Origin of the sequence: Aeromicrobium flavum (assembly GCF_007992115.1) — a bacterium.
Taxonomy (GTDB): domain Bacteria; phylum Actinomycetota; class Actinomycetes; order Propionibacteriales; family Nocardioidaceae; genus Aeromicrobium; species Aeromicrobium flavum.
In genome coordinates this window covers 56,828-79,654 of the sequence record NZ_BJZQ01000013.1, presented here as the reverse complement: position 1 = coordinate 79,654, position 22,827 = coordinate 56,828, and the positions used below count along the sequence as shown (strand labels likewise).

The window sequence follows — 22,827 nt, the reverse complement described above, 5'->3', positions numbered from 1 at the left end:
ACGTGGCGGAACTGGTCTTCTACTCCGGGACGATGGACTCGGGCAAGAGCACCCTGGCCCTGCAACTCGACCACAACCACCGGGCCCGCGGCCGGGTCGGGCGGATCTACTCGTCGCACGACCGTGCCGGAGAGGCCGTCCTGTCGAGCCGGCTCGGACTGGCCACTCCGGCCATCGAGGTCTCCGAGCGCCTGGACTTCTGGCGCGACGTCGTGGGGGAGCTGACCACGGGCGGCCGCGTCGACTACCTGGTGTGCGACGAGGCGCAGTTCTACACGAGCGCGCAGGTCGACCAGCTGGCGAAGGTCGCCGACGAGCTGTCGATCGACGTCTACTGCTTCGGGATCCTCACGGACTTCCGCACGCGGCTGTTCCCGGGGTCCTTGCGCCTCGTGGAGCTCGCCGACCGGGTCCTGACGCTGCAGGTGGAGGCGCTGTGCTGGTGCGGTGCCCGCGCCACCCACAACGCCCGCACGACCGACGGCGAGATGGTCACCGAGGGCGAGGTCATCGTCGTCGGTGACGTCGACGACCCCGACCGGCCCGCGCCGCAGATCGGCTACGAGGTGCTCTGCCGGCGCCATCACCGCAAGCGGATGACCGCCGCGCGCGCCAAGGCCGGGGCGCTCTCGCCCGACGTCTTGCCCTTCGACTGAGGGGCGTTACTCCGGGGCGCCGCCGAACATGATCTCGTCCCAGCTGGGGACGGAGCGGCGCGAGTTCTTCTTGCGCGGCTTGGGAGTGTCGGGCACGGCGATGCGCTCCTCGAGGGCCTGGTCCTCGACGTCCTCGACGACCTCCTCGACGGGCTCCTCGAAGACGGCCTGCTCCAGGGCCCGGCGATCGCGGGCCTCCTTGATCGAGCGGACCAGGGGAGCGTGGTCGACCTCGTCGGCGACCGTGCCGCCGTACGCCTCGGGGGCGTCCGTGACGAGGTCGGCCAGGGCCATGTCGTGCTGCTCCTCGGTGGCGAGGTCGCCGACCAGGCCGCGGGCGGCGTCGTCGTCGGCGACGACGTACCGGCTCTTGGGATCGTAGAGGAACGAGGCGGCGCCCTCCTCGAGGTCGACGCGCACGGTCCAGCGGCCGTCCTCGCGGCGCCAGGCGTCCCAGTGGGCGTCCTCGGGCGTGACACCGCGCTGCATGAGCGCGGCATCGGCCAGCTCGGACAGGGCGACGGCCGGACCGCCGACGTGCTTGCGGCGCACCGTGGTGGAGCGGGCCGTCTGGGCCATCCACTCGCGCTCGGCGATCACCGGCACGGCGAAGCCGTGGACGCGCTCGACCGTGATGCCGGCCTGCTCGGCGACCTCCTCGACCGATTCGCCCCGGCGGATGCGGGTCTGGATGTCTCGGGGGGTGAGCGAACTCTCCATCGGAATCTCCATCTGTCCGGAACGACTCGAACCCACGGGGGTGCGATCGACCAGTGAGGTGAGCCGGCGATCGATGCTGAGCCGGAAACGTTCTCCGGTGGTTGCGTCCCGGGCGACCAGGAATCGCCCGTCGTCGCTGAGTCCCACGGTCGCGAGTTCGCGCATGTTCGAGCCTCCCCGTGTCACTTCTGCCACCGACTTCGATGCTAATGACGGCTCGATCGTTTCGAGGGAGACTCGCCGTGGCCGGATGGGTTTTCGACCGACGTGTCGCCTGCTGCCGCCTCAGTCGGCGAGCGTACCGGGAACCGCCGCGGGGGCGCGGTACAGGAGGGCCACGGCCGCCGTCAGCAGCGACGCCACGACCGGCAGGGCGAACCCGACCGACGCCGACCAGCGGTCGACCATGAGCCCTGCCACCGCAGCCCCGATCGCGGTTCCGGTGGACATGCCGGTCGTGGTCCACGTCAGCGCCTCGGTCAGCCGCGAGTTCGGCACGCTGAGCTCCACCAGGTGGACCGCGGTGATGAGGGTCGGCGACAGGGCGAAGCCCGCGAGCAGGAAGCCCACGGCCAGGAGCGCGATGTTCGGTGCGAACGGCAGCGGCGCCAGGAAGACAACCAGGGCCACGGTGCTGAGGCGCAACCGGGCGACGGGGTCGGCCGGCGGGGCGAGGGCGCCGATCGCGAGTCCCGCAGCGAGGCTGCCCGCCGACCAGATCGCCAGGACGACCCCCGCGGCGCCGGGCCGGCCCTGCTCGTCGGTGAACGCGACCACGAGGACCTCGGTCGCCCCGAACAGCACGCCCAGCCCGAAGGCGGCGACGACGAGCGGGCCGAGCAGCAACCAGGGCAGGGGCTCGCGCGGCACCTGGGTGTCCGACCGGTGCGGCGGCTGGGTGCCGCGCTGCAGGGCGAGGCCCCACGCGCCGACGATGGCGGCGGCGCCCGCGACGGCGAGGCCGGACCAGTCGAGGACGCTGAGCGTCAGGACGGTGACGACGACCGGACCCACGATGAAGACGGCCTCGTCAAGCACGGCCTCGAGCGCGAAGGCGGTCTGCAGGCGGCTCCGGTCGGGCAGCACGTGCGTCCAGCGCGCCCGGACGAGGTTGCCCGCCTGCGGCGCCCCGACGCCGGCGATCACCGCGCCGACGGACGCGCCCCACAGGGTGTGGTCGACCGTCAGCAGCACCAGCGTGACGCCGGCGGCGAAAAGTCCGCCGGCGGCGACCAGCACCGGCGCCTGGCCGAGCCGGTCGGCCCACCGCCCCTGCACCGGCGCGAACACCGCCGAGGTGATGACGTAGACCGCCATGACGAGCCCGGCCGGGCCGTACTCGCCCGTGCGCGAGGAGATCAGCATCACGATCCCAAGCCCCGTCATCGACAACGGAAGCCGCCCCAGGGCGCCGGCGGCTGTGAAGGCCGGGGCGCCGGGCGTCGCGAGGATCGTGCGGTAGGCGGACAGCATGGCGGGACCAATCTAGGACCCGGGTGCCGCAACCACGGGCATGGGAGACTGACGGCATGGACGCACGGCCCTATGACGCTCTCCTGCTGGTCTCCTTCGGAGGCCCCGAGAAGCCCGAGGACGTGGTGCCGTTCCTCGAGAACGTGACCCGCGGCCGGGGGATCCCCAAGGAGCGCCTCGTCGAGGTCGGCGAGCACTACTTCGGGTTCGGCGGCAAGTCGCCGATCAACGGCATCAACCGCGAGCTGCTCGCCGCCCTGCGAGCCGACTTCGCCGAGCAGGGCCTCGACCTGCCGGTCTACTGGGGCAACCGGAACTGGGACCCCTACCTGGCCGACGCCTTCGAGCAGATGGTCGCCGACGGCGTCGAGCGCGTCGCCTGCTTCATGACCAGCGCGTACTCGTCGTACTCCAGCTGCCGCCAGTACCGCGAGAACCTCTTCGAGGTGTCGCACGACCTGCCGATCCGGGTCGACCGGCTGCGGCACCACTTCAACCACCCCGTGTTCGTCGAGCTCTTCACCGAGTTCACGCGCACCGCGCTGGCCGAGGTCGGCCCGGACGCGCACGTCGTGTTCGTCACCCACTCGGTCCCCGAGCAGATGAACGAGGCCAGCGGCGGACCCGGCTGCGGCCTCTACGAGCGCCAGCACCTCTCGGTCGCGCGCCTGGTGTCCGAGAGCCTGGGCCTGGACGCATGGTCGCTGGCGTACTGCTCGCGCTCGGGCCCGCCGAGCCAGCCGTGGCTCGAGCCCGACATCAACGACCACCTCGAGGACCTCGCCGAGCGGGGTGTGACCGGCGTCGTGCTGGTGCCGATCGGCTTCGTCGCCGACCACATGGAGGTCGTCTACGACCTCGACACCGAGGCCAAGGCCACGGCCGAGAAGCTGGGCCTGCGGTTCGCCCGGGCCGCCAGCCCCAACGCCGACCCGCGCTACGCGGCGATGGTGCGCGAGCTGCTGCTCGAGCGGGCGGCCGCCGAGCGCGGCGAGTCGCCCGAGCGGCCGGTGGTGGGCGAGTTCGGTCCCAAGGCCGACACCTGCGCGATCGACTGCTGCGTGAACCCCCGCTCGCAGCGCCCCGTCCTCGCGTGACGGAGCTGCTGGAGCTCGCCCGTCGCGTCGCCGCCGAGGCGGTGGAGCACGTCAGGTCGCTGCGCCCGGAGGGCCGCGTCGGCGTCGCGGGCACCAAGTCCAGCCCGACGGACCTCGTCACGCTGATCGACCGCTCGTGCGAGGAGCTGATCCGGGACCGGATCCTCTCGGCCCGACCCGACGACGCCTTCGTCGGCGAGGAGGGCCAGGACGTCGCCGGCACCTCCGGGGTCGAGTGGGTCGTCGACCCCATCGACGGCACGGTGAACTTCGTCTACGGCATCCCGCGGTACGCCGTCTCGATCGCGGCCCGTCGCAACGGCGTCGACGAGGTCGGCGTCGTCGTGAACATCGCCACGGGCGAGGCGTACGAGGCCACCGCCGGGGGAGGGGCGTGGCGGGTCGACGGCGCCGAGCGCCGCCGGCTGAGCGGTCCGCCCGTGGCCCCCCTCGAGCAGATGCTGATCGCCACCGGATTCAACTACGTGCCGGCGGTGCGTGAGCACCAGGCCGCCGCCGTGGGCCGGATGCTGCCGCACGTGCGCGACATCCGGCGGATCGGCGCGGCCGCGCTCGACCTGACGGACCTGGCGGAGGGCCGGCTGGACGCCTACGTCGAGCAGGGCCTGAAGCCGTGGGACCACGCGGCCGGTGGGCTGATCGCCCGCGAGGCGGGCGTGGTCGTCACCGGGCCGGACGGGGTGCCGACGGAGCGCCTGGTCGTGGCGGCGCCGGCCGGGAGCGTCGCCGCGTTCCTGGCGCTGGTCGAGCGCTGCGGATTCTGAGCCGGCCCCTCGGCTCGACTCGCGGATGACCCCGGGGAGTGGGAATATCAGCGCCACCGGCTGGTTGGGGTCTTCCGGATGCGCCGTGGTTTGGACCATGTGGTTGAATCTGCGCGTTCCACAAGAACGAGACCAGAGTTCCACGAGAACGAGCATGGAGATTCGATGGCAACCGATTACGATGCGCCCCGCAAGACCGACGAAGAGCAGTCCGAGGACAGCATCGAAGAGCTGAAGGCGCGTCGCCACGAGAAGAACTCGGGCAAGGTCGACGAGGACGAGGTCGAGGCGGCCGAGTCCTTCGAGCTGCCCGGCGCCGACCTGTCGCACGAGGAGCTGGCGGTCAAGGTCGTCCCGAAGCAGTCCGACGAGTTCACCTGCATGTCGTGCTTCCTCGTCCATCACCGCAGCCAGCTGGCGAGCGAGAAGAACGGGCAGCCGATCTGCCAGGACTGCGCCGACTGAGGTCCGTCCCCCACACGACGTCCGGATCCCGCCGCACACCGGCGGGCCGGGCGTCCGCTTTTTTTCCGGCCGGGTCCTAGCGGCCGGAGTCCTTCAGCGACTTCATGCCCGGCGGCAGCCCGCCGGTCGACCGGACCCAGTAGCTCGCGGCGCTGCGACGCGCCACGGTGCGCACGACCTGGACGGTGGCCCCGCCGATCGCCGCCCAGGCGATGGCCTCCTTCGTGCTGAGCTCGGGGTTGCGCGTGTTGCGCGGGGGCTTGCGACCCGTCGCGGCGCGCCAGGCGAGGTTCGAGACCCGCGGGGCGAGCGACGCGGCCAGGAGGCCCGAGCCCGCGTCGAGGGCACGCCAGGCGCCTCGGCCACGGCTCTTCGACACGACGGCCTCGGCCGTGGACGTCGTTCCGGCGTCAGCCTTCTTCTTCGCTGCGCGCTTCCTCGCCATCGGGGGTCCTTTCGTCGGGGGCAGGACCAGTGTGGCCCACGACGCGCTCGATGGCTGCGGGACGTCGTGCCGAGACCAGCCAGTAGGGCGTCGGGTCGGCCGGGTCGGCGACCTCGACCCGCACGCCCCGGTCGATCCACGGCCGGGTCAGCAGGAAGGCCCGATCGGTGCCTGCGCGGGCCAGCGCCGCACGCCAGGCCTGGGGGTCGAGGGCGACGACGGTGCCGAGGTCGGGGTCGGCCAGCGACGCCTCACCGGCGCGGAAGTGGCCCGGCTCGGCCGTGACGCGCAGGGAGCCCCAGTGCCACAGCCCCGCAGCGCCGACCAGGAGTGTGGCCACGGCGGCCGCTCCGGCGACGACCGGGCTCGTGGCGACCAGCAGCAGCCAGCCCACGATGACGGCGGCGAGGACGACGATGCCCCACCAGGGAACGGGGGCGACGAGGCGCTCGGAGTGACGAGCCGGGTTCTTCTCCACCACTCCACTGTGCCTGAGGGGGGTGCGCGCCAGTATCGTCGCCACCGTGACCGAGGTGCAGATCCACCGGCTCGACGCCGACGTTCCGATCCCGACCTACGCCCACCCCGCCGACGCGGGAACCGATCTCGTGTCCACCGTCGACGTCACCCTCGAGCCGGGGGAGCGGACGCTGGTCCCGACCGGCGTGGCGATCGCGCTGCCGGAGGGGTTCGCCGGCTTCATCCACCCGCGGTCGGGCCTGGCCCTGCGGCACGGCCTCTCGGTGGTGAACACGCCGGGGACGATCGATGCGGGATACCGTGGCGAGATCAAGGTGCTGCTGGTCAACCACGACCTGCGCGAGGCGGTCCACATCGCGCGCGGCGACCGCATCGCCCAGTTGGTGGTCCAGCGGGTCGAGCAGGTGCGGTTCACCGAGGTCGACGTCCTGTCCGCGTCCGTGCGCGGTGCCGGCGGGTACGGTTCCTCGGGTGGTCACGCCTCGATCGAGGCGACAACGGAAGGAAGTCTGTGATGTTTGGTCGCAAGAAGCCCGGAGCGACCGAGTCCGCGCCCGCCCCCGCGCCGGTCGTGCGCGTCGAGGTGACGGGTCCGCGGGCCGACGGGCCGTTCGACATCGTCGAGCGCCCGATCGAGACGCCCGACGAGTACATCGACCTGGGCTCGCTGCTGCTCAAGATCCGCCCGGACATCGAGGTCCAGCTGCCGACCGACGAGGACGTCGTCACGGCGGTCCTCGTGACGTCCGGGGGCTCCGCGGTCGAGTTGCGTCCCTTCGCCGGCGCGCGCAGCGGCGGCACGTGGGACGGCGTCCGCGCCGAGCTGCGTGACGAGATCGACCGACGGAAGGGCACCTACACCGAGGTCGAGGGCCCCTTCGGCACCGAGATGCTGGCCCAGTTCCCGGCCACCGCCGCCGACGGCACCGCCGCGGTCCAGCCCGCCCGGTTCGTCGGGATCGAGGGACCGCGCTGGGTCATCCGCGCCACCATCCTCGGCGCCGCCGGCCTCGAGTCCACCGACGAGGGCGTCTTCATGGAGATCCTGCGCGACCTGCGGGTGCGCCGCGGCGAGGAGCCCCGGATGCTGCGCGAGTCGCTGCCGCTCGTCCTGCCCGCCGACGCCCAGCGGATCGAGGAGTAGGTCCCGGTGGCCGGGGTGGTCTCGCGGTGGCTCGACCGGTTCTCGGTCGAGCAGCAGGAGGACGCCGAGCTGCGCGGACGTGCCGTGGCCGCCGGCTGTGCCGCCATCAAGGACGCGCCGCCGCGCGAGCGGGTCGACGTCCACGGGGTCCTGCACGACGTCACGCTGCGCCCGGTGGACGACGTCACGGCGCTCGAGGCCTCGCTGTACGACGGCACCGGCACGATCACACTCATCTGGCTGGGTCGGCGACGCATCGAGGGGATCGCGGCCGGCCGCTCGCTGACGGCCAGCGGCCGGATCGGCCACCGCGGACAGGAGCGCGTGATGTACAACCCAGCGTATCGGCTGGATTCATGAGCGACGTCCCCGACCGGCCCGCGGCCAACGCCGCCACCGTCGAGCAGGTCGTCCGCCAGCGCCTCTCCGAGGCGTTCGGCGGCGTGCGCGGCATCGTCGAGGCCGCGGTGCCCACGATCACCTTCACCCTCTGCTACCTCGCCACGCGCGAGCTGAGGCTCAGCCTGGTCATCGCCTCGGGCCTGACGGCCGTGCTGCTGATCGTCCGGGTCCTCCAGCGGTCCAACCCGCAGTTCGTCATCAACGCGCTGGTCGGCATCGGCATCGCGGCGCTGTTCGCCTCGCGCTCCGGCGAGGCGCGCGACGTCTTCCTGCCGGGGATCCTCTACAACGCCGGCTACGCCGTGGTGCTGGTGGCCACGGTCGTCATCGGCTGGCCGGCGATCGGTGTGATGATCGGCGGCCTGGTGGGCGACCTCACGAGCTGGCGGCGCGATCCGGGGATGCGCCGGCTGTGCAACCGCCTGACGCTGCTGTTCGCCTTGCCGTGCGTGCTGCGCGTCGTGGTGCAGTACCCGCTCTACGCGGCCGACCAGATCGGCTGGCTCGGCACGTCCAAGATCGTCATGGGCTGGCCGCTGCAGATCGCCACGCTGGCCGCCATGGTCTGGCTGCTGAGCCGCAACAGCACCCCGGTGACCGACCTCGAGGGGCCGGGCGCCGCGGAACCGGCCTGAGTCAGCTCGGCCGGGGCGCCAGGAGCGCCGCCAGCTCGGCCTCGGCGTCGGCCGGGGTCACGAACAGCAGCTCGTCGCCCGCCTCGACCGTGCGGTCGGCCTCGGGCGGCAGCGCCTCCTGGTGACGCAGGATCACCACGGGAGTCACGCCGTCGGGCCAGTTGATGTCACCCAGCCGGCGACCGACGTGGGCCGAGTCGGCCGGCACGGTCAGCTCGACCAGGTTGATGTTGCTCTGGCGGAACGTGAAGAGCCGGACGAGGTCGCCGACGGCCACGGCCTCCTCGACCAGCGCCGCCATGATCCGCGGGGTCGACACCGCGACGTCGACGCCCCACGACTCGCCGTAGAGCCACTCGTTGCTGGGATTGTTCACGCGCGCGACCGTGCGGGGGACCGTGAACTCGGTCTTGGCCAGCAGCGAGGTGACGAGGTTGGCCTTGTCGTCGCCGGTGGCGGCGATCACGACGTCGCACGTCTGGAGCTGAGCCTCCTCGAGCGTCGACATCTCGCACGCGTCGGCGAGCAGCCACTGCGCACCGGGCACGAGGTCGCTGCGGATGGAGGTGGCGGCCTTGTCGATCAGCAGCACCCGGTGCCCGTGGTCGATGAGCTCCTGGGCCACGGAGCGGCCGACGGCTCCGGCTCCGGCGATCGCGACGCGCATCAGTGGTCCTCTCCGGGCCCGGCGGCCAGTGCTTCGAGTACGTCGTCGGCCTCGGCGGCCACGAGGAACATGCTGAGGTAGTCGCCCTCCTGGATCACCGTGGCGCCGGTGACCTGCTGGCCCGTGCCCAGCCGCGTGATGAACGCGACGCGGACGCCGGTGTCGGCCTCGAGGTCGGCGACGGTGCGACCCACCCAGGCGAAGGGCGTGTACGCGTTGTCCAGGCGCAGGCGCCCGGACGGGTCGCGCCAGGCCGGCTCGGAGCCGGCGGGCAGCAGCCGGCGCAGCATCTGGTCGGCCGCCCACGGGACGGTGGCGACGGTGGGGATGCCGAGTCGCTCGTAGACCTCGGCCCGACGCGGGTCGTAGATGCGCGCGACGACGTTCTCGACGGTGAACACCTCGCGCGCCACCCGGGCGGCGATGATGTTGGAGTTGTCGCCGCTCGACACGGCGGCGAAGGCGTCGGCGCGCTCGATCCCGGCCGACACCAGGACGCCCCGGTCGAAGCCCATGCCGGTGACGGTGAGGCCCGCGTAGGCGGGTCCGAGACGACGGAACGCGTCGGGGTTGGAGTCGATCACGGCGGTCGAGTGACCGCGGGACTCCAGGCCGCGGGCCAGCATCGATCCGACGCGGCCGCACCCCATGATCACGATGTGCACACCGGCGACGGTACACCGGCCCGAGCGGGTCTAGCATCGGCCTCGTGGGATTGCCCGGGGCGCTGAAGCGCGCGCTGATCGGTCGGAAGCTACGCACCTCGCAGATGGGCGAGACCCTGCTGCCCAAGCGGGTCGCGCTGCCGGTGTTCGCCAGCGACGCACTGTCGTCGGTGGCCTACGCCCCCGACGAGATCTTCCTGACCCTCTCGATGGGCGGGCTGACGGCCTACGCCTTCAACTGGCAGATCGGGATCGCCGTCGTCGTCGTGATGCTGACGGTCGTCGCGTCGTACCGCCAGAACGTGCACGCGTACCCCAGCGGGGGTGGCGACTACGAGGTCGCCACGGTGAACCTGGGGCGCAACGCCGGGCTCACCGTGGCGAGCGCGCTGATGGTCGACTACGTCCTGACCGTCGCCGTCTCGATCTCCTCCGGCGTCCAGAACGCCGCCGCGGCGCTGCCGGTCCTGAAGGGACACGAGGCCGCCGTCGCGGTGGGTCTGGTGGCCGCGCTGACGGCCGTCAACCTGCGGGGCACGAAGGAGTCCGGTCGAGCGTTCGCCGTGCCCACGTACCTGTTCATGCTCGCGATCGCCACGATGGCGATCTGGGGCTACACGCAGTACGCGATGGGCACCCTGCCCCAGGTCGAGAGCGCGCAGTACGAGATCGCCGCCGAGGAGCCGTTCGCCGGGGCGATCTCCGGGGTCGCGATGGCGTTCCTGCTGGCGCGGGCCTTCTCCTCCGGCTGCGCCGCGCTGACGGGGGTCGAGGCGATCAGCAACGGCGTGCCCGCCTTCCAGAAGCCCAAGAGCCGCAACGCGGCCACGACGCTGCTGCTGCTCGGCACGATCTCCATCGCGATGCTGATGAGCATCATCGTGCTGGCCGACCTGATGCACCTGAGGTACGTCGAGGACCCGGCCCGCCAGCTCCTGCTCGACGGCCGGCCCGTCGGCGACGGTTACGTCCAGGAGACCGTCATCGGCCAGCTGGCCGGCGCCCTGTTCCAGGACGTGCCGCCGCTGTTCTACTTCGTCATCGCGTGCACCGGCGTGATCCTCGTGCTGGCCGCCAACACCGCCTTCAACGGGTTCCCCGTGCTGGCGTCGATCCTGGCCCGCGACGGCTTCCTGCCCCGCCAGCTGCACACGCGCGGCGACCGACTGGCCTTCAGCAACGGCATCCTCACCCTCGCCGCGGCGGCGGCCGTGCTGATCGTCGCGTTCGACGCCGAGGTGACGAAGCTGATCCAGCTGTACATCGTCGGGGTCTTCGTCTCGTTCACCCTCAGCCAGCTGGGGATGATCCGGCACTGGACGCGGCTGCTGCACGACGAGTCCGACCCGGCCGAGCGCACGCGGATGCAGCGGTCGCGCGCGGTCAACGCCTTCGGCCTCGCGATGACCGCGACGGTCCTCGTGATCGTGCTGGTCACCAAGTTCCTCGCGGGGGCGTGGATCGCCATCCTGGCGATGGTGGCCGTGTTCGCCGTGATGCGGTCCATCGCCAGGCACTACGACCGGGTGGCCGTCGAGCTGGCCGTCGAGGACGCCGACGTCGCGCTGCCCGCCCGGGTGCACGGCATCGTGCTGGTCAGCAAGCTGCACAAGCCGACCATGCGGGCGATCGCCTACGCGCGGGTCTCGCGGCCCAGCTCGCTGGAGGCCGTCTCGGTCGACCTCGACCCGGACGAGAGCGCCGAGCTCGTACGCCGCTGGGACGAGCTGCGGGTTCCGATACCGTTGCGCGTGCTCGACTCTCCCTACCGGGAGGTCGTCCGCCCGATCGTCCGGTACGTCAGGACCCGGCGCACCCAGAACCCCCGCGACGTCGTCACGGTCTACGTGCCCGAGTACGTCGTCGGGCGGTGGTGGGAGCAGCTGCTGCACAACCAGACCGCCCTGCGGCTCAAGGCCAGGCTGCTGTTCGTGCCCGGTGTGCTGGTGGTCAGCGTGCCGTTCCAGCTGGCGTCGGCGAAGCGAGTGAGGCGGGACCACGCACGTCCCACGCCCGGTGACGTCCGGCGAGGCATAGGAGGGCGGAACGATGACTGATCCGATCGTCGAGGTGGGCCCGGTCGCGCACGGCGGCCACTGCGTCGCGCGGCTGGACGGGCAGGTCGTGTTCGTGCGGCACGCGCTGCCGGGCGAGACCGTCCAGATCCGCATCACCGAACGCTCGAAGCGGTTCCTGCGGGCCGACGCGGTGCGTGTGATCGAGGCGTCGCCCGACCGCGTCGAGCGGCCGTGCCCGTTCTCCGGACCCGGCCGGTGCGGCGGCTGCGACTTCCAGCACGTCTCCGGCGAGGGTCAGCTGACGCTGCTGACCGACGTGGTCCGCGAGCAGCTGCAACGCCTCGCGAAGATTGACTGGGACGGCCGGGTCGAGGCCGTCGGACCGCTGCTGGACTGGCGCACCCGCGTGGTGTGGTCGGTGGCCGAGAACGGCATGGCCGGACTGCGCCGCCACCGCAGCCACGACGTGCTGCCGATCGAGAGCTGCCCGATCGCCCACCCGCTGCTGCCCGACGTCGCCCAGCAGACGTGGGACGAGCCCCGGGTCGAGACGATCGCGTCGTCGACGGGCCAGCGACTCCTCGTCACCGACGCCACCATCGGCGACCGACTCGAGGCCGAGGTCGACGGGGTCGTCGCCTCCGACGGCACCGTGCGCGCCGGCACCGGCACCCTCGTCGAGCGCGTGCACGGCCGCGACTTCCGGGTCAGCGGCTCGGGGTTCTGGCAGGTGCACCCCGCCGCGGCCACGACGCTCGTGGACGCCGTCCTGGCGGGGGCGGACGTGCGACCGGGCGACCGGGTCCTGGACCTCTACGCCGGTGCCGGCCTGTTCTCCGCCTTCCTCGCCGAGGCGTGCGCGCCGGGCGAGCTGGTCAGCGTCGAGGGCAACCGCAAGGCGTCCGCGGACGCGCACACGAACCTCGCCGACCTCGCCAACGCCTCGACCGTCCACACGCCGGTCGAGCGGGCGCTCGCCCGGGGCGCCCTCGGCGCCTCGGCCGACGTCGTCGTCCTCGACCCGCCGCGCACCGGGGCCAAGCAGGCGGTGGGAGCCATCGCCGCGCTCGAGCCCCGGCGGATCGTCTACGTCGCCTGCGATCCGGCCGCGCTGGCGCGTGACGTCGCCACGTTCGCGTCGCTCGGCTACCGACTCGCGTCGCTGCGGGGTTTCGCGCTGTTCCCCATGACGCACCACGTCGAGTGCGTGGCGGTGCTTGCGCCCGCGTGACCCGTCGGGTTGAGTCACCATCGTGAAGTACGCCGATCCCCACGCGTGTCCGGCCTGCCGGGGCGCGATCTCGGGGGGAACCACCTGCCCGCACTGCGCGTTCGACCTCACGTCGAGGCAGGCGCACCAGCTGTGGGGCCTGTTCCTGCAGGCCGACCAGCTCGTGCTGGAAGGCCGCACCTCCGCCGCGACGGTGGCACCCGTCCCGGTTGCGGTTGCGGCCGCCTCGGCCGGGCCCCGGCCCGCCCCCGTCGCCCCGCCGCTCGGCGGGACGCGCCCGTCCCCCCAGCCTGCGCGCTCGTGGTCGACCGGCTCGCTGCTGCTCGCGCTCGGCGCCGTCTGCCTGGTGGTGGCCGGCATCATCTTCGTCACGGTCGCGTGGGGGAGCCTGGGCATCCTCGGGCGCGCGCTGATCCTGCTGCTCGTCACCGCCCTGGTCGGGGCCGGAGCCGCCTGGGCCACCCGACGTCGCCTGTTCGGCACCGCCGAGGCCCTGTGGGGCGTCTTCCTCGCGCTCATCACGGTCGACGTGCTCGCCGCCGTGGGCGAAGGGCTGTTCGGGCTCGAGTGGTCCGACTTCGCCGTCGTCTCGGTCTTCTGGACCGTGCTCGTCGTGGCGGTCGGCGTGGTCGTGGCGGGCTGGGCGCGCTCGACGCACCAGCACGACCTCGTGACACCCCAGGTCGCCGCGGGACTGGCGCCGTGGATCAGCGCGCCGGCGGTGGCCGACCGCCTCGGGCAGCTCGGCGACGGCGACCACTGGTTCTGGGCCACGCTCGTCGCGCTCGTGCTGCCACTGGCCGCGGCGGTGGGAGCGCACCGCAACCGCCTGCGGTGGATGCTCCTGCCCAGCGGCGCGCTCGCGATCGGCTTCGTCGTCGTCCTGGTCTTCCTCGCGATGGGCGAGTCGGTCGACGGGTCCCCGGTGCTGACGCCCCTGGAGGCGCTGCCCACGCTGACCCTGGCCGCCGCGGCGGTCGTCGGTGCCGTCCGCGTCCCGGTCCTGCGCCCGTGGCTGGCCGGCTTCGCGACGGCCGCGGGACTGTGGCTGGTCGGGACCGCGGTGGCGGGGTGGGCGTGGAAGCTGGAGGCGTCCGTCAGCGCCGGGCTCGTCGCCGTCGCCGTCGTCGTCGCGCTTTTGGCGCACTTCGTGCTCGGTGCCGGCGCGTGGTCGTTGGGCCTGCGGTGGGGTGCCGTGGTCTCGGGCGCCGTTCCGCTGCTGTGGATCGCAGGCGTCGCTTTCATGAACCTCGAGCGGGTCGACCAGGCGAACGCGGTCGCCGACCTGGGGTACTCGTCGGCCGATCTCTGGGTCGGTCCGGGGGAGATCGAGATCGCCGAGGGGGGCTGGGTCATCGCGGTGATCGTCCCGCTGCTCGCGGCCTGGTGGGCCGCGCGCCGCTGGGAGTCCCCGACGCTCGCGCCGGACGCGTGGCGGTGGCCCGTCGCGCAGGTCGCCGGGGGAGCGGCGGTGGTCACCGCGGTCGCATCGTCGACCCTGCCGTTCCTCGTCCACGCGATCGTCGTCGTCGTGGTGGGTGCGGCGCTCGCGGCCGGCCTGCGCCGTGCGCCGTGGCCGGCCGTCCTGGTGCCCCCGATCGTGGTGGCCTTCGCGATGATCGTGGTGCCCATCGACGAGACCCCCGTCACCGCGTGGGCCTGGGGTCTCGCCGCCGCCGGGTTCGCCGTCTGCGCGCTCGTCTCGTTCGACGACCCCTCGGACGTGCGCCGGGGGATCTCGGCGGTCTCCGCCGGCCTCGGCGCCGCGGCCGCCATCGCCACCATCGCGACGGTCCTGCGCATCGTCGACGTCGAGCCGGACTGGTGGGCCACGATCATCGCGGGCGTGGCTGCCGCCACCTTGCTGCTCACCCTCGCGCTGGACGACGTCCCGTGGCACCGGATCGCCCTCGAGATCGTCGCCGGGCTCGCGCTGCTGGTGGCGCTCGGGTCCGTGGCGGACGACCTCGCCACGGTCGCGCTGCTGTGCGTGATCGGCGCCGTCGCCGCGGCGATCGTCGGGCTGCTCGACGACGACCGTCCGCACCTGCGCTGGGTCTCCGTCGGCCTGGTCGGCGCGGCCTGGGTGGCGCGCTTGGCGGCCAGCGACGTCGGGACCGTCGAGGCCTACACCGCGCCGTTCGCGGTCGCGCTGCTGGCGGCCGGTGCCTGGCGCCTGCATGCCGATCCGGCGAGCCGTACCTGGACGGCGCTCACTCCCGGTCTGACGCTCGGGCTGCTGCCCTCGCTGCCGCAGGCGATCGACGAACCGACCGGCCTCCGCGCGCTGCTGTTGGCGCTCGTCGCGGCGGTCGTGCTCCTCACGGGCGTCGTACTGCGCTGGGGTGCGCCGGTCGTGGCGGGCGCGGCGGTGCTGCTGGTTCTCGTCCTCGTCAACGTCGGCCCGACGGCCTTCGCCCTGCAGCGGTGGATCCTGATCGCCATCGCCGGCGTGGTGCTGCTGGTGGTGGGTACGACCTGGGAGAAGCGCGTCGCCGAGGGCCGGGCGCTCGTCGCGCGCATCGCCGCGCTGCGGTGAGGGTCGCCTGAGCGGCACCCGGGAAAATGAGTTGATATCGTGTATCTTGATATCAAGATAAATGGTGCGACTTAGGTCATCCTGATCCGGCACGAGGTGCCGCGCGAAGGCAGGATGGGAACACCAGTGAAGGAGAAGCCCATGAGCGTCGACACATTCCAGGCCAAGGATTCCTTGCCCGTCGGAGACACGTCCTACGACTACTACCGGCTGGATGCGGTGCAGGGCGAGGGACTCGACGTCGCCTCCCTGCCGTTCAGCCTCAAGATCCTGCTCGAGGCGCTGCTGCGCACCGAGGACGGCGCCGACATCACGGCGGACGACATCAAGGCCCTGGCCTCCTGGGACCCCAAGGCGGCCCCCAGCAAGGAGATCCAGTTCACGCCCGCCCGCGTGATCATGCAGGACTTCACCGGCGTCCCGTGCGTCGTCGACCTCGCCACGATGCGTGAGGCGATGGCCGACCTCGGTGGCGACCCGTCCAAGATCAACCCGCTCGCGCCCGCCGAGATGGTCATCGACCACTCCGTGATCGCCGACGTCTTCGGCACGCCCGAGGCGTTCGAGCGCAACGTCGAGATCGAGTACGAGCGCAACGGCGAGCGCTACAAGTTCCTCCGCTGGGGCCAGGGCGCGTTCGACGACTTCAAGGTCGTCCCCCCGGGCACCGGCATCGTGCACCAGGTCAACATCGAGAAGCTGGCCCGCACCGTCTTCACCCGCGACGGCGTTGCCTACCCCGACTCGTGCGTCGGCACCGACTCGCACACCACGATGGTCAACGGCCTGGGTGTCGTGGGCTGGGGCGTCGGCGGCATCGAGGCCGAGGCCGCGATGCTCGGCCAGCCGATCAGCATGCTGATCCCGCGCGTCGTCGGCTTCAAGCTCTCGGGCGAGCTGCCCCAGGGCGCCACGGCGACCGACCTCGTCCTGACGATCACCGAGCAGCTGCGCGAGCACGGAGTCGTCGGCAAGTTCGTCGAGTTCTACGGGCCGGGCGTCGCTGCCGTCCCGCTGGCCAACCGCGCGACGATCGGCAACATGAGCCCCGAGTACGGCTCGACCATCGCCGTGTTCCCGATCGACGACGAGACCACGAAGTACCTCAAGCTCACCGGCCGCACCGCCGAGGAGATCGCCCTGGTCGAGGCCTACGCCAAGGCCCAGGGCCTGTGGCACGATCCCGAGCGCGAGGCGCGCTACAGCGAGTACCTCGAGCTCGACCTCGCGGACGTCGTGCCGTCGATCGCCGGCCCGAAGCGTCCCCAGGACCGCATCGCGCTGACGGACAGCAAGACCGCGTTCCGCGCCTCGCTGCGCGACTACGTCGATCACACCGAGCAGCAGCTCAACGGGTACGACGACGCGGTCGACGACTCCTTCCCGGCGTCCGACCCGCCGAAGACGTCCACGTTCGCCAACGGCGGCGAGGGCCCGAGCGACCACGCGACGGGCGCGCCCGGCGAGCGGGTGCGCAACCCGCAGACCGTCACGCTCGACGACGGCACCACGTTCGAGGTGGACCACGGCGCGGTGACCATCGCGGCCATCACGTCGTGCACCAACACCTCGAACCCCTCGGTCATGATCGGCGCCGGCCTGCTGGCCAAGAAGGCCGTCGAGAAGGGCCTGCGGCGCAAGCCGTGGGTCAAGACCACGCTGGCCCCCGGCTCGAAGGTCGTCACCGACTATTACGAGAAGTCGGGCCTGAACGTCTACCTCGACAAGCTCGGCTTCAACCTCGTCGGCTACGGCTGCACGACGTGCATCGGCAACTCGGGCCCGCTGATCCCCGAGGTCAGCGCCGCCGTCAACGAGGGCGACCTGGCCGTCAGCGCGGTGCTCTCGGGCAACCGCAACTTCGAGGGCCGCATCAACCCCGACATCAAGATGAACTACCTCGCGTCCCCGCCGCTGGTCATCGCGTACGCGCTCGCCGGCTCGATGGACGTCGACCTGTTCAACGACCCGCTGGGTCAGGACGCCGACGGCAACGACGTCTTCATGAAGGACATCTGGCCGTCGCCGTCCGAGGTCGAGGACGTCATCGCCTCGTCGATCGACTCCGACACCTTCAGCCGCGAGTACGCCGACGTCTTCGCCGGTGACGAGCGCTGGCAGAACCTGCCGACCCCCGAGGGCGACACGTTCGAGTGGGACGAGGACTCGACGTACGTCCGCAAGGCGCCGTACTTCGACGGGATGGGCCTCGAGCCCGACCCGGTCACCGACGTCGAGGGCGCCCGCGTGCTGCTGAAGCTGGGCGACTCGGTCACGACCGACCACATCAGCCCCGCCGGTGCGATCAAGAAGGACAGCCCGGCCGGCAAGTACCTGATGGACAAGGGCGTGCAGCCGCGCGACTTCAACTCGCTCGGCTCGCGCCGCGGCAACCACGAGGTCATGATCCGCGGCACGTTCGCGAACATCCGCTTGCGCAACCAGATCGCGCCCGGCACCGAGGGCGGGTTCACGCGCGACTTCTCAGCCGACGGCGAGGTCACGACGGTCTTCGAGGCCTCCGAGAACTACCAGGCCGCCGGCACCCCGCTGGTCGTCCTGGCGGGCAAGGAGTACGGCTCGGGCTCGTCGCGCGACTGGGCCGCCAAGGGCACCGCGCTGCTGGGCGTCAAGGTCGTCATCGCCGAGTCGTACGAGCGGATCCACCGCTCGAACCTCATCGGCATGGGCGTTCTCCCGCTGCAGTTCCCCGAGGGCCAGAACGCCGACTCGCTCGGCCTGACCGGCGAGGAGACCTTCACGGTCACCGGCATCACGGAGCTCAACGACGGCACGACGCCGCGCACGGTCAAGGTGAAGGCCGACGACGTCGAGTTCGACGCCGTCGTCCGCATCGACACCCCCGGTGAGGCGAACTACTACCGCAACGGCGGCATCATGCCGTACGTGCTGCGCTCGCTGCTCGACTGAGTGCCCCGCCCCGAACTGCCCGTCACCTTCCAGGTGGCGGGCAGTTCCGCGTCCCGGGCCGTCCCGCGTGGGCGCAGGTGATGGGATGGGGGAGTGACGATCCACACCGACCACCCCTTCGTGCCCGCCGAGGGCGACAAGGACGCGTTCCGGCGCCTCCGCGGACGCCTGCCCGCGCCGGCCACGGTGGTGGCGACGGGGGAGGGGCGCGCCCGCGTCGGTCTCACGGTCTCGTCGATCGTCCTGGTCGACGGCCGCGAGCCGGCCGTGACCCTGTTCGTCGATCCCGACTCCGACCTCGGCGAGGCGCTCGAGCCGGGCGTCCGTGCCGCAGTCAGCGTGCTGCAGGCCGGTGACGACTGGTTGGCCGAGGTCTTCGCCGGACTCGCCCCGGCCCCCGGCGGGATGTTCACGGTGGGAACGTGGCTGGACTCCGCCTGGGGCCCGCGTCTGCAGGACCGGTCGTGGTGCGGATTCGCCGTCGACGAGGTCCGCGAGGTCGGGTGGTCGCACCAGGTGACGGGCACCGTGGGCGAGGTCGGCGTCGTCGCAGCGAGCGGCGTCGCCCACGCCCGCGGCCGGTTCCACGACCTCGGCTGAGACCCGTCACCCGGCCGGGCTGGTGGTGCGTCGTTACGATGGAGCAATGGCGTCCGTCCTCAGTTCCGTGTCCGGTCCCGCCGACCTGCGAGGCCTGGACGACGAGGCGCTGACGCGGCTCGCGGCCGAGGTCCGTGAGTTGCTCATCGAGTCCGTCGCCGCCAACGGCGGCCACCTCGGTCCGAACCTCGGCGTCGTCGAGCTCACGATCGCGCTGCACCGGGTCTTCGACTCCCCGAACGACAAGATCGTGTGGGACACCGGCCACCAGTCGTACGTGCACAAGATGCTCACCGGTCGGGCCGACCGGTTCGCCGACCTGCGCAAGGAGGGCGGCCTCTCGGGCTACCCGAGCCACGCGGAGTCGCCGCACGACTGGGTCGAGAACTCGCATGCCTCCACCTCGCTGTCCTACGCCGATGGCCTGGCGCGGGCGAACGCCGTGCAGGGCAAGGACGACCACGTCGTCGCGGTGATCGGCGACGGCGCCCTCACCGGTGGCATGGCGTGGGAGGCCATCAACAACATCTGCGCCGACAACTCACGGCGCGTCGTCATCGTGGTCAACGACAACGGCCGCTCGTACACGCCCACCGTGGGCGGCCTGGCGAACAGGCTCACGCAGATCCGCACCAACCCGCGCTACGAGCCCGCGCTGAGTGCTATCCGCGAGCGGATGACCACCGGCCCCAAGGTCGCAGGCGTCGCCTACGAGGCGCTGCACGCGATCAAGAAGGGCTTCAAGGACGTGCTGGCCCCCCAGGGGATGTTCGAGGACCTGGGCATCAAGTACCTCGGCCCGGTCAACGGCCACGACCGCGAGGCGCTCGAGATGGCGTTCACCGCCGCGCGCAACTTCGGCGGCCCCGTGCTGGTCCACGCGATCACCACGAAGGGCCAGGGCTACGACATCGCCGTGGCCAACGAGAACGACCAGATGCACCAGGCGCACCCGTTCGACCGCCTCACGGGCGAGGCGATCAGCATCGCTCCGGCGGGCTGGACCTCGGTGTTCCGCGACGAGATCGTGCGGATCGCCGACGACCGTCCCGACGTCGTCGGCATCACCGCGGCGATGCTCTACCCGACCGGCCTCGACGCGTTCGCCGACAAGTTCCCCGACCGCGTGCTCGACGTCGGCATCGCCGAGCAGCACGCCGTCACCAGCGCCGCCGGCATGGCGATGGGCGGCCTGCACCCGGTCGTGGCCGTGTACGCCACGTTCCTCAACCGCGCCTTCGACCAGGTGCTGATGGACGTCGCCCTGCACCGCCAGGGCGTCACCTTCGTGCTCGACCGCGCCGGTGTCACGGGCGACGACGGCGCGAGCCACAACGGCATGTGGGACCTGTCGCTGCTGCAGATCGTGCCCGGCCTCCACCTCGGCGCCCCGCGCGACGGCGCGCGCCTGCGCGAGCTGCTGCGCGAGGCCGTCGCGATCGACGACGCCCCGAGCGTCGTGCGGTTCGCCAAGGGCGCCGTCCCGGCCGACCTCGACGCGATCGACCGGATCGGCACCATGGACGTCCTGCACCGCAGCGCCGACGCCGAGGTGCTCGTGGTGGGCGTCGGCACGATGGCCGCCATGGCCGTCGACGTCGCGCGCCGGCTCGAGGCGTCGGGCGTCGGCTCCACCGTCGTCGACCCGCGCTGGATCAAGCCGCTCGACCCGGCCCTGCTCGATCTCGCCGCCGAGCACCGCCTCGTCGTCACCATCGAGGACAACGGCCGCCAGGGCGGCGTGGGCTCGACGATCCTGCACGCCGTCAGCGACCGGGGGCTCACCGTGCCGGTGCGCATCCACGCCGTCGAGCAGGAGTTCCTCGACCACGCGAAGCGCGACGTCATCCTCGAGCGCCTCGGTCTCACCGCCGAGTCCATCGCGGACGACGCCTCGAAGCGCCTCGCGGAATGTCCCGAGGGTGACCGGCGTTGACACCGAAGTGGTTTTCACGACGACGTTCCGATGAGTACGACCGCGACCCGATCCCGCTGATCATCGCCCTCGACGGCTTCCTCAGCGCGGGGTCCTCCTCCGTGCTGGCGGCCGAGCAGCTGCGTACGCCCGATGCCGAGGTGATCCACGAGTTCGACCTCGACACGATGTACGACTACCGGGCCCGGCGGCCCCCGATCACGTTCCGGCGCGACCACTACGTGGACTACAGCGAGCCGGTCCTGCAGATCACCCGTCACCGCGACCGCTCCGGCACGCCCTACCTGCTGCTGGCCGGTCCCGAGCCCGACTTCGGCTGGGAGTCGTTCGTCGACGAGACGATCGAGGTCATCACCGAGCTGGGCGTCCCGCTGACGGTGTCGCTCGGGGGAGTGCCGATGGGGGTGCCGCACACGCGGCCGCCGCTGCTGACGATGCACGGCACCCGGCCCGAGCTGGTCGACCGCAAGAACTTCTGGAACGCCGAGGTCACGGTGCCCTCGTCCGCCCAGTCGCTGCTGGAGTACCGGATGCGCGAGCAGCGCCTCGACGCGATCGGCTACGTGGTGCACGTGCCGCACTACCTGACGCAGATCGAGTACCCGACCGCCGCCATCGCGCTGCTGGAGGCCGTCGGCCTGCGGCTGGGTCTCGACCTCGACCTCGAGGACCTGCGAGCCCGCCAGCCCGACTCGATCACCGAGATCGAGCAGCAGATCTCCGAGCAGGACGGGGAGCAGGTGCTGCACGGCCTCGAGGAGCAGTACGACATCTTCAGCCGCGGCGCCGCCGAGTCGTTGCTGGCCGACGACGCGAGCCTGCCCACGGGCGACGAGCTGGCGAGTCAGCTGGAGCAGTTCCTGGCGCGTCAGCGCAAGGACGATTCGGGCTAGCCTGGCGCGTCAGAACAAGGACGATTCGGGCTAGCCTGGCGCGTCAGAACAAGGACGACCAGGGCTGAGGCCCGTGGTCCCGATGGGACCGAGATCACCGTCGCCGGCGGGCTCTCCGCCGATCGCGGCGGCGCGCGTTCGATAGGATCGCGATCGTGCCCGCCTCCACGAACGAACTCGTCGACCTGCTCGAAGTCGAACAGCTGGAGGTCAACCTGTTCCGCGGTGGCCAACCGCTGAACTCGCGGCTGAAGCGCGTCTTCGGCGGACAGGTCGCCGGTCAGGCGGTCAGCGCGGCGCAGCGCACGGTCACCGACGGCAAGGCGCTGCACTCGCTGCACGCGTACTTCATCCTCGGTGGCGACCCGAGCATCCCGATCATCTACGACGTCGAGAACGTCCGCGACGGCCGCTCGTTCGCCACGCGCCGCGTGGCCGCCCGCCAGCACGGCGAGGTCATCTTCTACATGACCGCCTCGTTCCAGCGCGACGAGGAGGGCTGGGACCACCAGGACACCATGCCGCCGTCGCCCGGCCCCGACGAGGCGACGTCGATGCTCGACCTGGTGAAGTACATCAGTCCCGACGGCGCCGAGCAGTGGAAGCAGGAGTGGGGCGGCTTCGACATGCGCTTCGTCGGCGACCCGCGCCCGGAGGACGACCCGAACCGCGCGATGGTGCCGGTCGTGCAGCGGATGTGGTTCAAGGCCAGCGACCCGCTGCCCGACGATCCCGAGCTGCACCGCGCTGCGTTCACCTACTACAGCGACTTCAGCCTGCTGGGCGCCTCGCTGGTGCCGCACGGCGTGCTGATCAGCTCGCCGAAGGTGCAGCCCGCGTCGCTCGACCACGTCGTGTGGTTCCATCGCCCGTTCCGCGCCGACGAGTGGCTGCTGTACGACCAGACGTCGCCGTCGGCATCGGGCGCCCGTGGCCTCAGCACCGCCCGCGTGTTCACGCAGGACGGGCTCCTCGTGGCCACGGTCGCGCAGGAGGGCCTGATCCGGCCCGCCAAGCGCCCCGAGGACCGCTGAGTTTCACGTTC

Annotated in this window: 22 protein-coding genes; 16 read left to right on the top strand and 6 right to left on the bottom strand. The window is 71.8% G+C overall.

Going from position 1 to position 22,827, the window contains the following annotated elements; translation table 11 throughout:
- Nucleotides 1-2 precede the first annotated feature (2 nt).
- On the top strand, nt 3-656 hold the full coding sequence (locus AFL01nite_RS11970) for a thymidine kinase (RefSeq protein WP_146827916.1): 654 nt from the start codon (nt 3-5) through the stop codon (nt 654-656).
- Nucleotides 657-662: 6 nt separating this feature from the next.
- Here the strand turns inward: AFL01nite_RS11970 and sepH are convergent, their stop codons facing one another.
- A complete protein-coding gene (sepH, locus tag AFL01nite_RS11965) occupies nt 663-1,541 on the bottom strand; it encodes a septation protein SepH (protein WP_146827915.1) in 879 nt (292 codons plus the stop codon).
- Nucleotides 1,542-1,661: 120 nt separating this feature from the next.
- The gene (locus AFL01nite_RS11960; protein ID WP_146827914.1) at nt 1,662-2,849 is read right to left on the bottom strand and encodes an MFS transporter; all 1,188 of its coding nucleotides are present in this window, start codon (nt 2,847-2,849) and stop codon (nt 1,662-1,664) included.
- 56 nt (nt 2,850-2,905) lie between these two features.
- Here AFL01nite_RS11960 and AFL01nite_RS11955 point away from each other — a divergent pair, with 56 nt between their 5' ends.
- The 3 genes from AFL01nite_RS11955 (at nt 2,906) to AFL01nite_RS11945 (ending at nt 5,196) form a co-directional block, all read left to right on the top strand.
- Nucleotides 2,906-3,946 (top strand): ferrochelatase, encoded by a 1,041-nt coding sequence (locus AFL01nite_RS11955; protein ID WP_146827913.1) that lies wholly within the window; start codon nt 2,906-2,908, stop codon nt 3,944-3,946.
- The gene (locus AFL01nite_RS11950; protein WP_246119699.1) at nt 3,943-4,731 is read left to right on the top strand and encodes an inositol monophosphatase family protein; all 789 of its coding nucleotides are present in this window, start codon (nt 3,943-3,945) and stop codon (nt 4,729-4,731) included. The genes AFL01nite_RS11955 and AFL01nite_RS11950 overlap by 4 nt, the downstream gene beginning before the upstream one ends.
- A 165-nt stretch (nt 4,732-4,896) precedes the next feature.
- Nucleotides 4,897-5,196, top strand: coding sequence for a DUF4193 domain-containing protein (locus AFL01nite_RS11945; RefSeq protein WP_146827912.1), 300 nt, complete (start codon nt 4,897-4,899; stop codon nt 5,194-5,196).
- 76 nt (nt 5,197-5,272) lie between these two features.
- Here AFL01nite_RS11945 and AFL01nite_RS11940 read toward each other — a convergent pair whose 3' ends face one another.
- Nucleotides 5,273-5,641, bottom strand: a complete 369-nt coding sequence (locus AFL01nite_RS11940; protein WP_146827911.1) for a DUF4235 domain-containing protein — start codon at nt 5,639-5,641, stop codon at nt 5,273-5,275.
- Nucleotides 5,607-6,119 (bottom strand): DUF3093 domain-containing protein, encoded by a 513-nt coding sequence (locus AFL01nite_RS11935; protein WP_186813933.1) that lies wholly within the window; start codon nt 6,117-6,119, stop codon nt 5,607-5,609. Before AFL01nite_RS11935 ends, AFL01nite_RS11940 begins: the two co-directional genes overlap by 35 nt.
- A 46-nt stretch (nt 6,120-6,165) precedes the next feature.
- Between AFL01nite_RS11935 and dut the strand changes: the two genes are divergently transcribed.
- From dut to AFL01nite_RS11915, 4 genes are read left to right on the top strand one after another with little or no spacing between them, the layout of a single operon-like run.
- Nucleotides 6,166-6,636, top strand: coding sequence for a dUTP diphosphatase (gene dut / locus AFL01nite_RS11930; protein ID WP_146827909.1), 471 nt, complete (start codon nt 6,166-6,168; stop codon nt 6,634-6,636).
- Nucleotides 6,636-7,265 carry a DUF3710 domain-containing protein gene (locus AFL01nite_RS11925; protein WP_146827908.1) on the top strand — a complete coding sequence of 210 codons (630 nt, stop codon included), beginning with the start codon at nt 6,636-6,638 and terminating at the stop codon, nt 7,263-7,265. Before dut ends, AFL01nite_RS11925 begins: the two co-directional genes overlap by 1 nt.
- Nucleotides 7,266-7,271: 6 nt before the next feature.
- Nucleotides 7,272-7,625 carry an OB-fold nucleic acid binding domain-containing protein gene (locus AFL01nite_RS11920; RefSeq protein WP_146827907.1) on the top strand — a complete coding sequence of 118 codons (354 nt, stop codon included), beginning with the start codon at nt 7,272-7,274 and terminating at the stop codon, nt 7,623-7,625.
- On the top strand, nt 7,622-8,302 hold the full coding sequence (locus AFL01nite_RS11915) for a DUF3159 domain-containing protein (RefSeq protein WP_146827906.1): 681 nt from the start codon (nt 7,622-7,624) through the stop codon (nt 8,300-8,302). The genes AFL01nite_RS11920 and AFL01nite_RS11915 overlap by 4 nt, the downstream gene beginning before the upstream one ends.
- Before the next feature lies 1 nt (nt 8,303).
- Here the strand turns inward: AFL01nite_RS11915 and AFL01nite_RS11910 are convergent, their stop codons facing one another.
- Both AFL01nite_RS11910 and AFL01nite_RS11905 read right to left on the bottom strand, forming a co-directional pair.
- A complete protein-coding gene (locus AFL01nite_RS11910; RefSeq protein WP_146827905.1) occupies nt 8,304-8,969 on the bottom strand; it encodes a potassium channel family protein in 666 nt (221 codons plus the stop codon).
- Nucleotides 8,969-9,634: a potassium channel family protein gene (locus tag AFL01nite_RS11905; protein ID WP_146827904.1), complete on the bottom strand. Its 666-nt coding sequence runs from the start codon at nt 9,632-9,634 to the stop codon at nt 8,969-8,971. Before AFL01nite_RS11905 ends, AFL01nite_RS11910 begins: the two co-directional genes overlap by 1 nt.
- 104 nt (nt 9,635-9,738) lie before the next feature.
- Here AFL01nite_RS11905 and AFL01nite_RS11900 point away from each other — a divergent pair, with 104 nt between their 5' ends.
- The 8 genes from AFL01nite_RS11900 (at nt 9,739) to AFL01nite_RS11865 (ending at nt 22,816) form a co-directional block, all read left to right on the top strand.
- On the top strand, nt 9,739-11,691 hold the full coding sequence (locus AFL01nite_RS11900) for an APC family permease (protein WP_146827929.1): 1,953 nt from the start codon (nt 9,739-9,741) through the stop codon (nt 11,689-11,691).
- The gene (locus tag AFL01nite_RS11895) at nt 11,684-12,883 is read left to right on the top strand and encodes a class I SAM-dependent RNA methyltransferase (protein ID WP_146827903.1); all 1,200 of its coding nucleotides are present in this window, start codon (nt 11,684-11,686) and stop codon (nt 12,881-12,883) included. Before AFL01nite_RS11900 ends, AFL01nite_RS11895 begins: the two co-directional genes overlap by 8 nt.
- A gap of 22 nt (nt 12,884-12,905) precedes the next feature.
- On the top strand, nt 12,906-15,422 hold the full coding sequence (locus AFL01nite_RS11890; RefSeq protein WP_146827902.1) for an SCO7613 C-terminal domain-containing membrane protein: 2,517 nt from the start codon (nt 12,906-12,908) through the stop codon (nt 15,420-15,422).
- A gap of 141 nt (nt 15,423-15,563) precedes the next feature.
- Nucleotides 15,564-18,353: an aconitate hydratase AcnA gene (gene acnA / locus AFL01nite_RS11885; protein ID WP_146827901.1), complete on the top strand. Its 2,790-nt coding sequence runs from the start codon at nt 15,564-15,566 to the stop codon at nt 18,351-18,353.
- Between the two features lie 93 nt (nt 18,354-18,446).
- Nucleotides 18,447-18,953: a flavin reductase gene (locus AFL01nite_RS11880; RefSeq protein ID WP_146827900.1), complete on the top strand. Its 507-nt coding sequence runs from the start codon at nt 18,447-18,449 to the stop codon at nt 18,951-18,953.
- A gap of 46 nt (nt 18,954-18,999) precedes the next feature.
- Nucleotides 19,000-20,889: a 1-deoxy-D-xylulose-5-phosphate synthase gene (dxs, locus tag AFL01nite_RS11875; protein WP_146827899.1), complete on the top strand. Its 1,890-nt coding sequence runs from the start codon at nt 19,000-19,002 to the stop codon at nt 20,887-20,889.
- Nucleotides 20,886-21,782, top strand: a complete 897-nt coding sequence (locus tag AFL01nite_RS11870) for a proteasome assembly chaperone family protein (protein ID WP_146827898.1) — start codon at nt 20,886-20,888, stop codon at nt 21,780-21,782. Before dxs ends, AFL01nite_RS11870 begins: the two co-directional genes overlap by 4 nt.
- Nucleotides 21,783-21,937: 155 nt before the next feature.
- Nucleotides 21,938-22,816 (top strand): acyl-CoA thioesterase, encoded by an 879-nt coding sequence (locus AFL01nite_RS11865; RefSeq protein ID WP_146827897.1) that lies wholly within the window; start codon nt 21,938-21,940, stop codon nt 22,814-22,816.
- Nucleotides 22,817-22,827 lie beyond the last annotated feature (11 nt).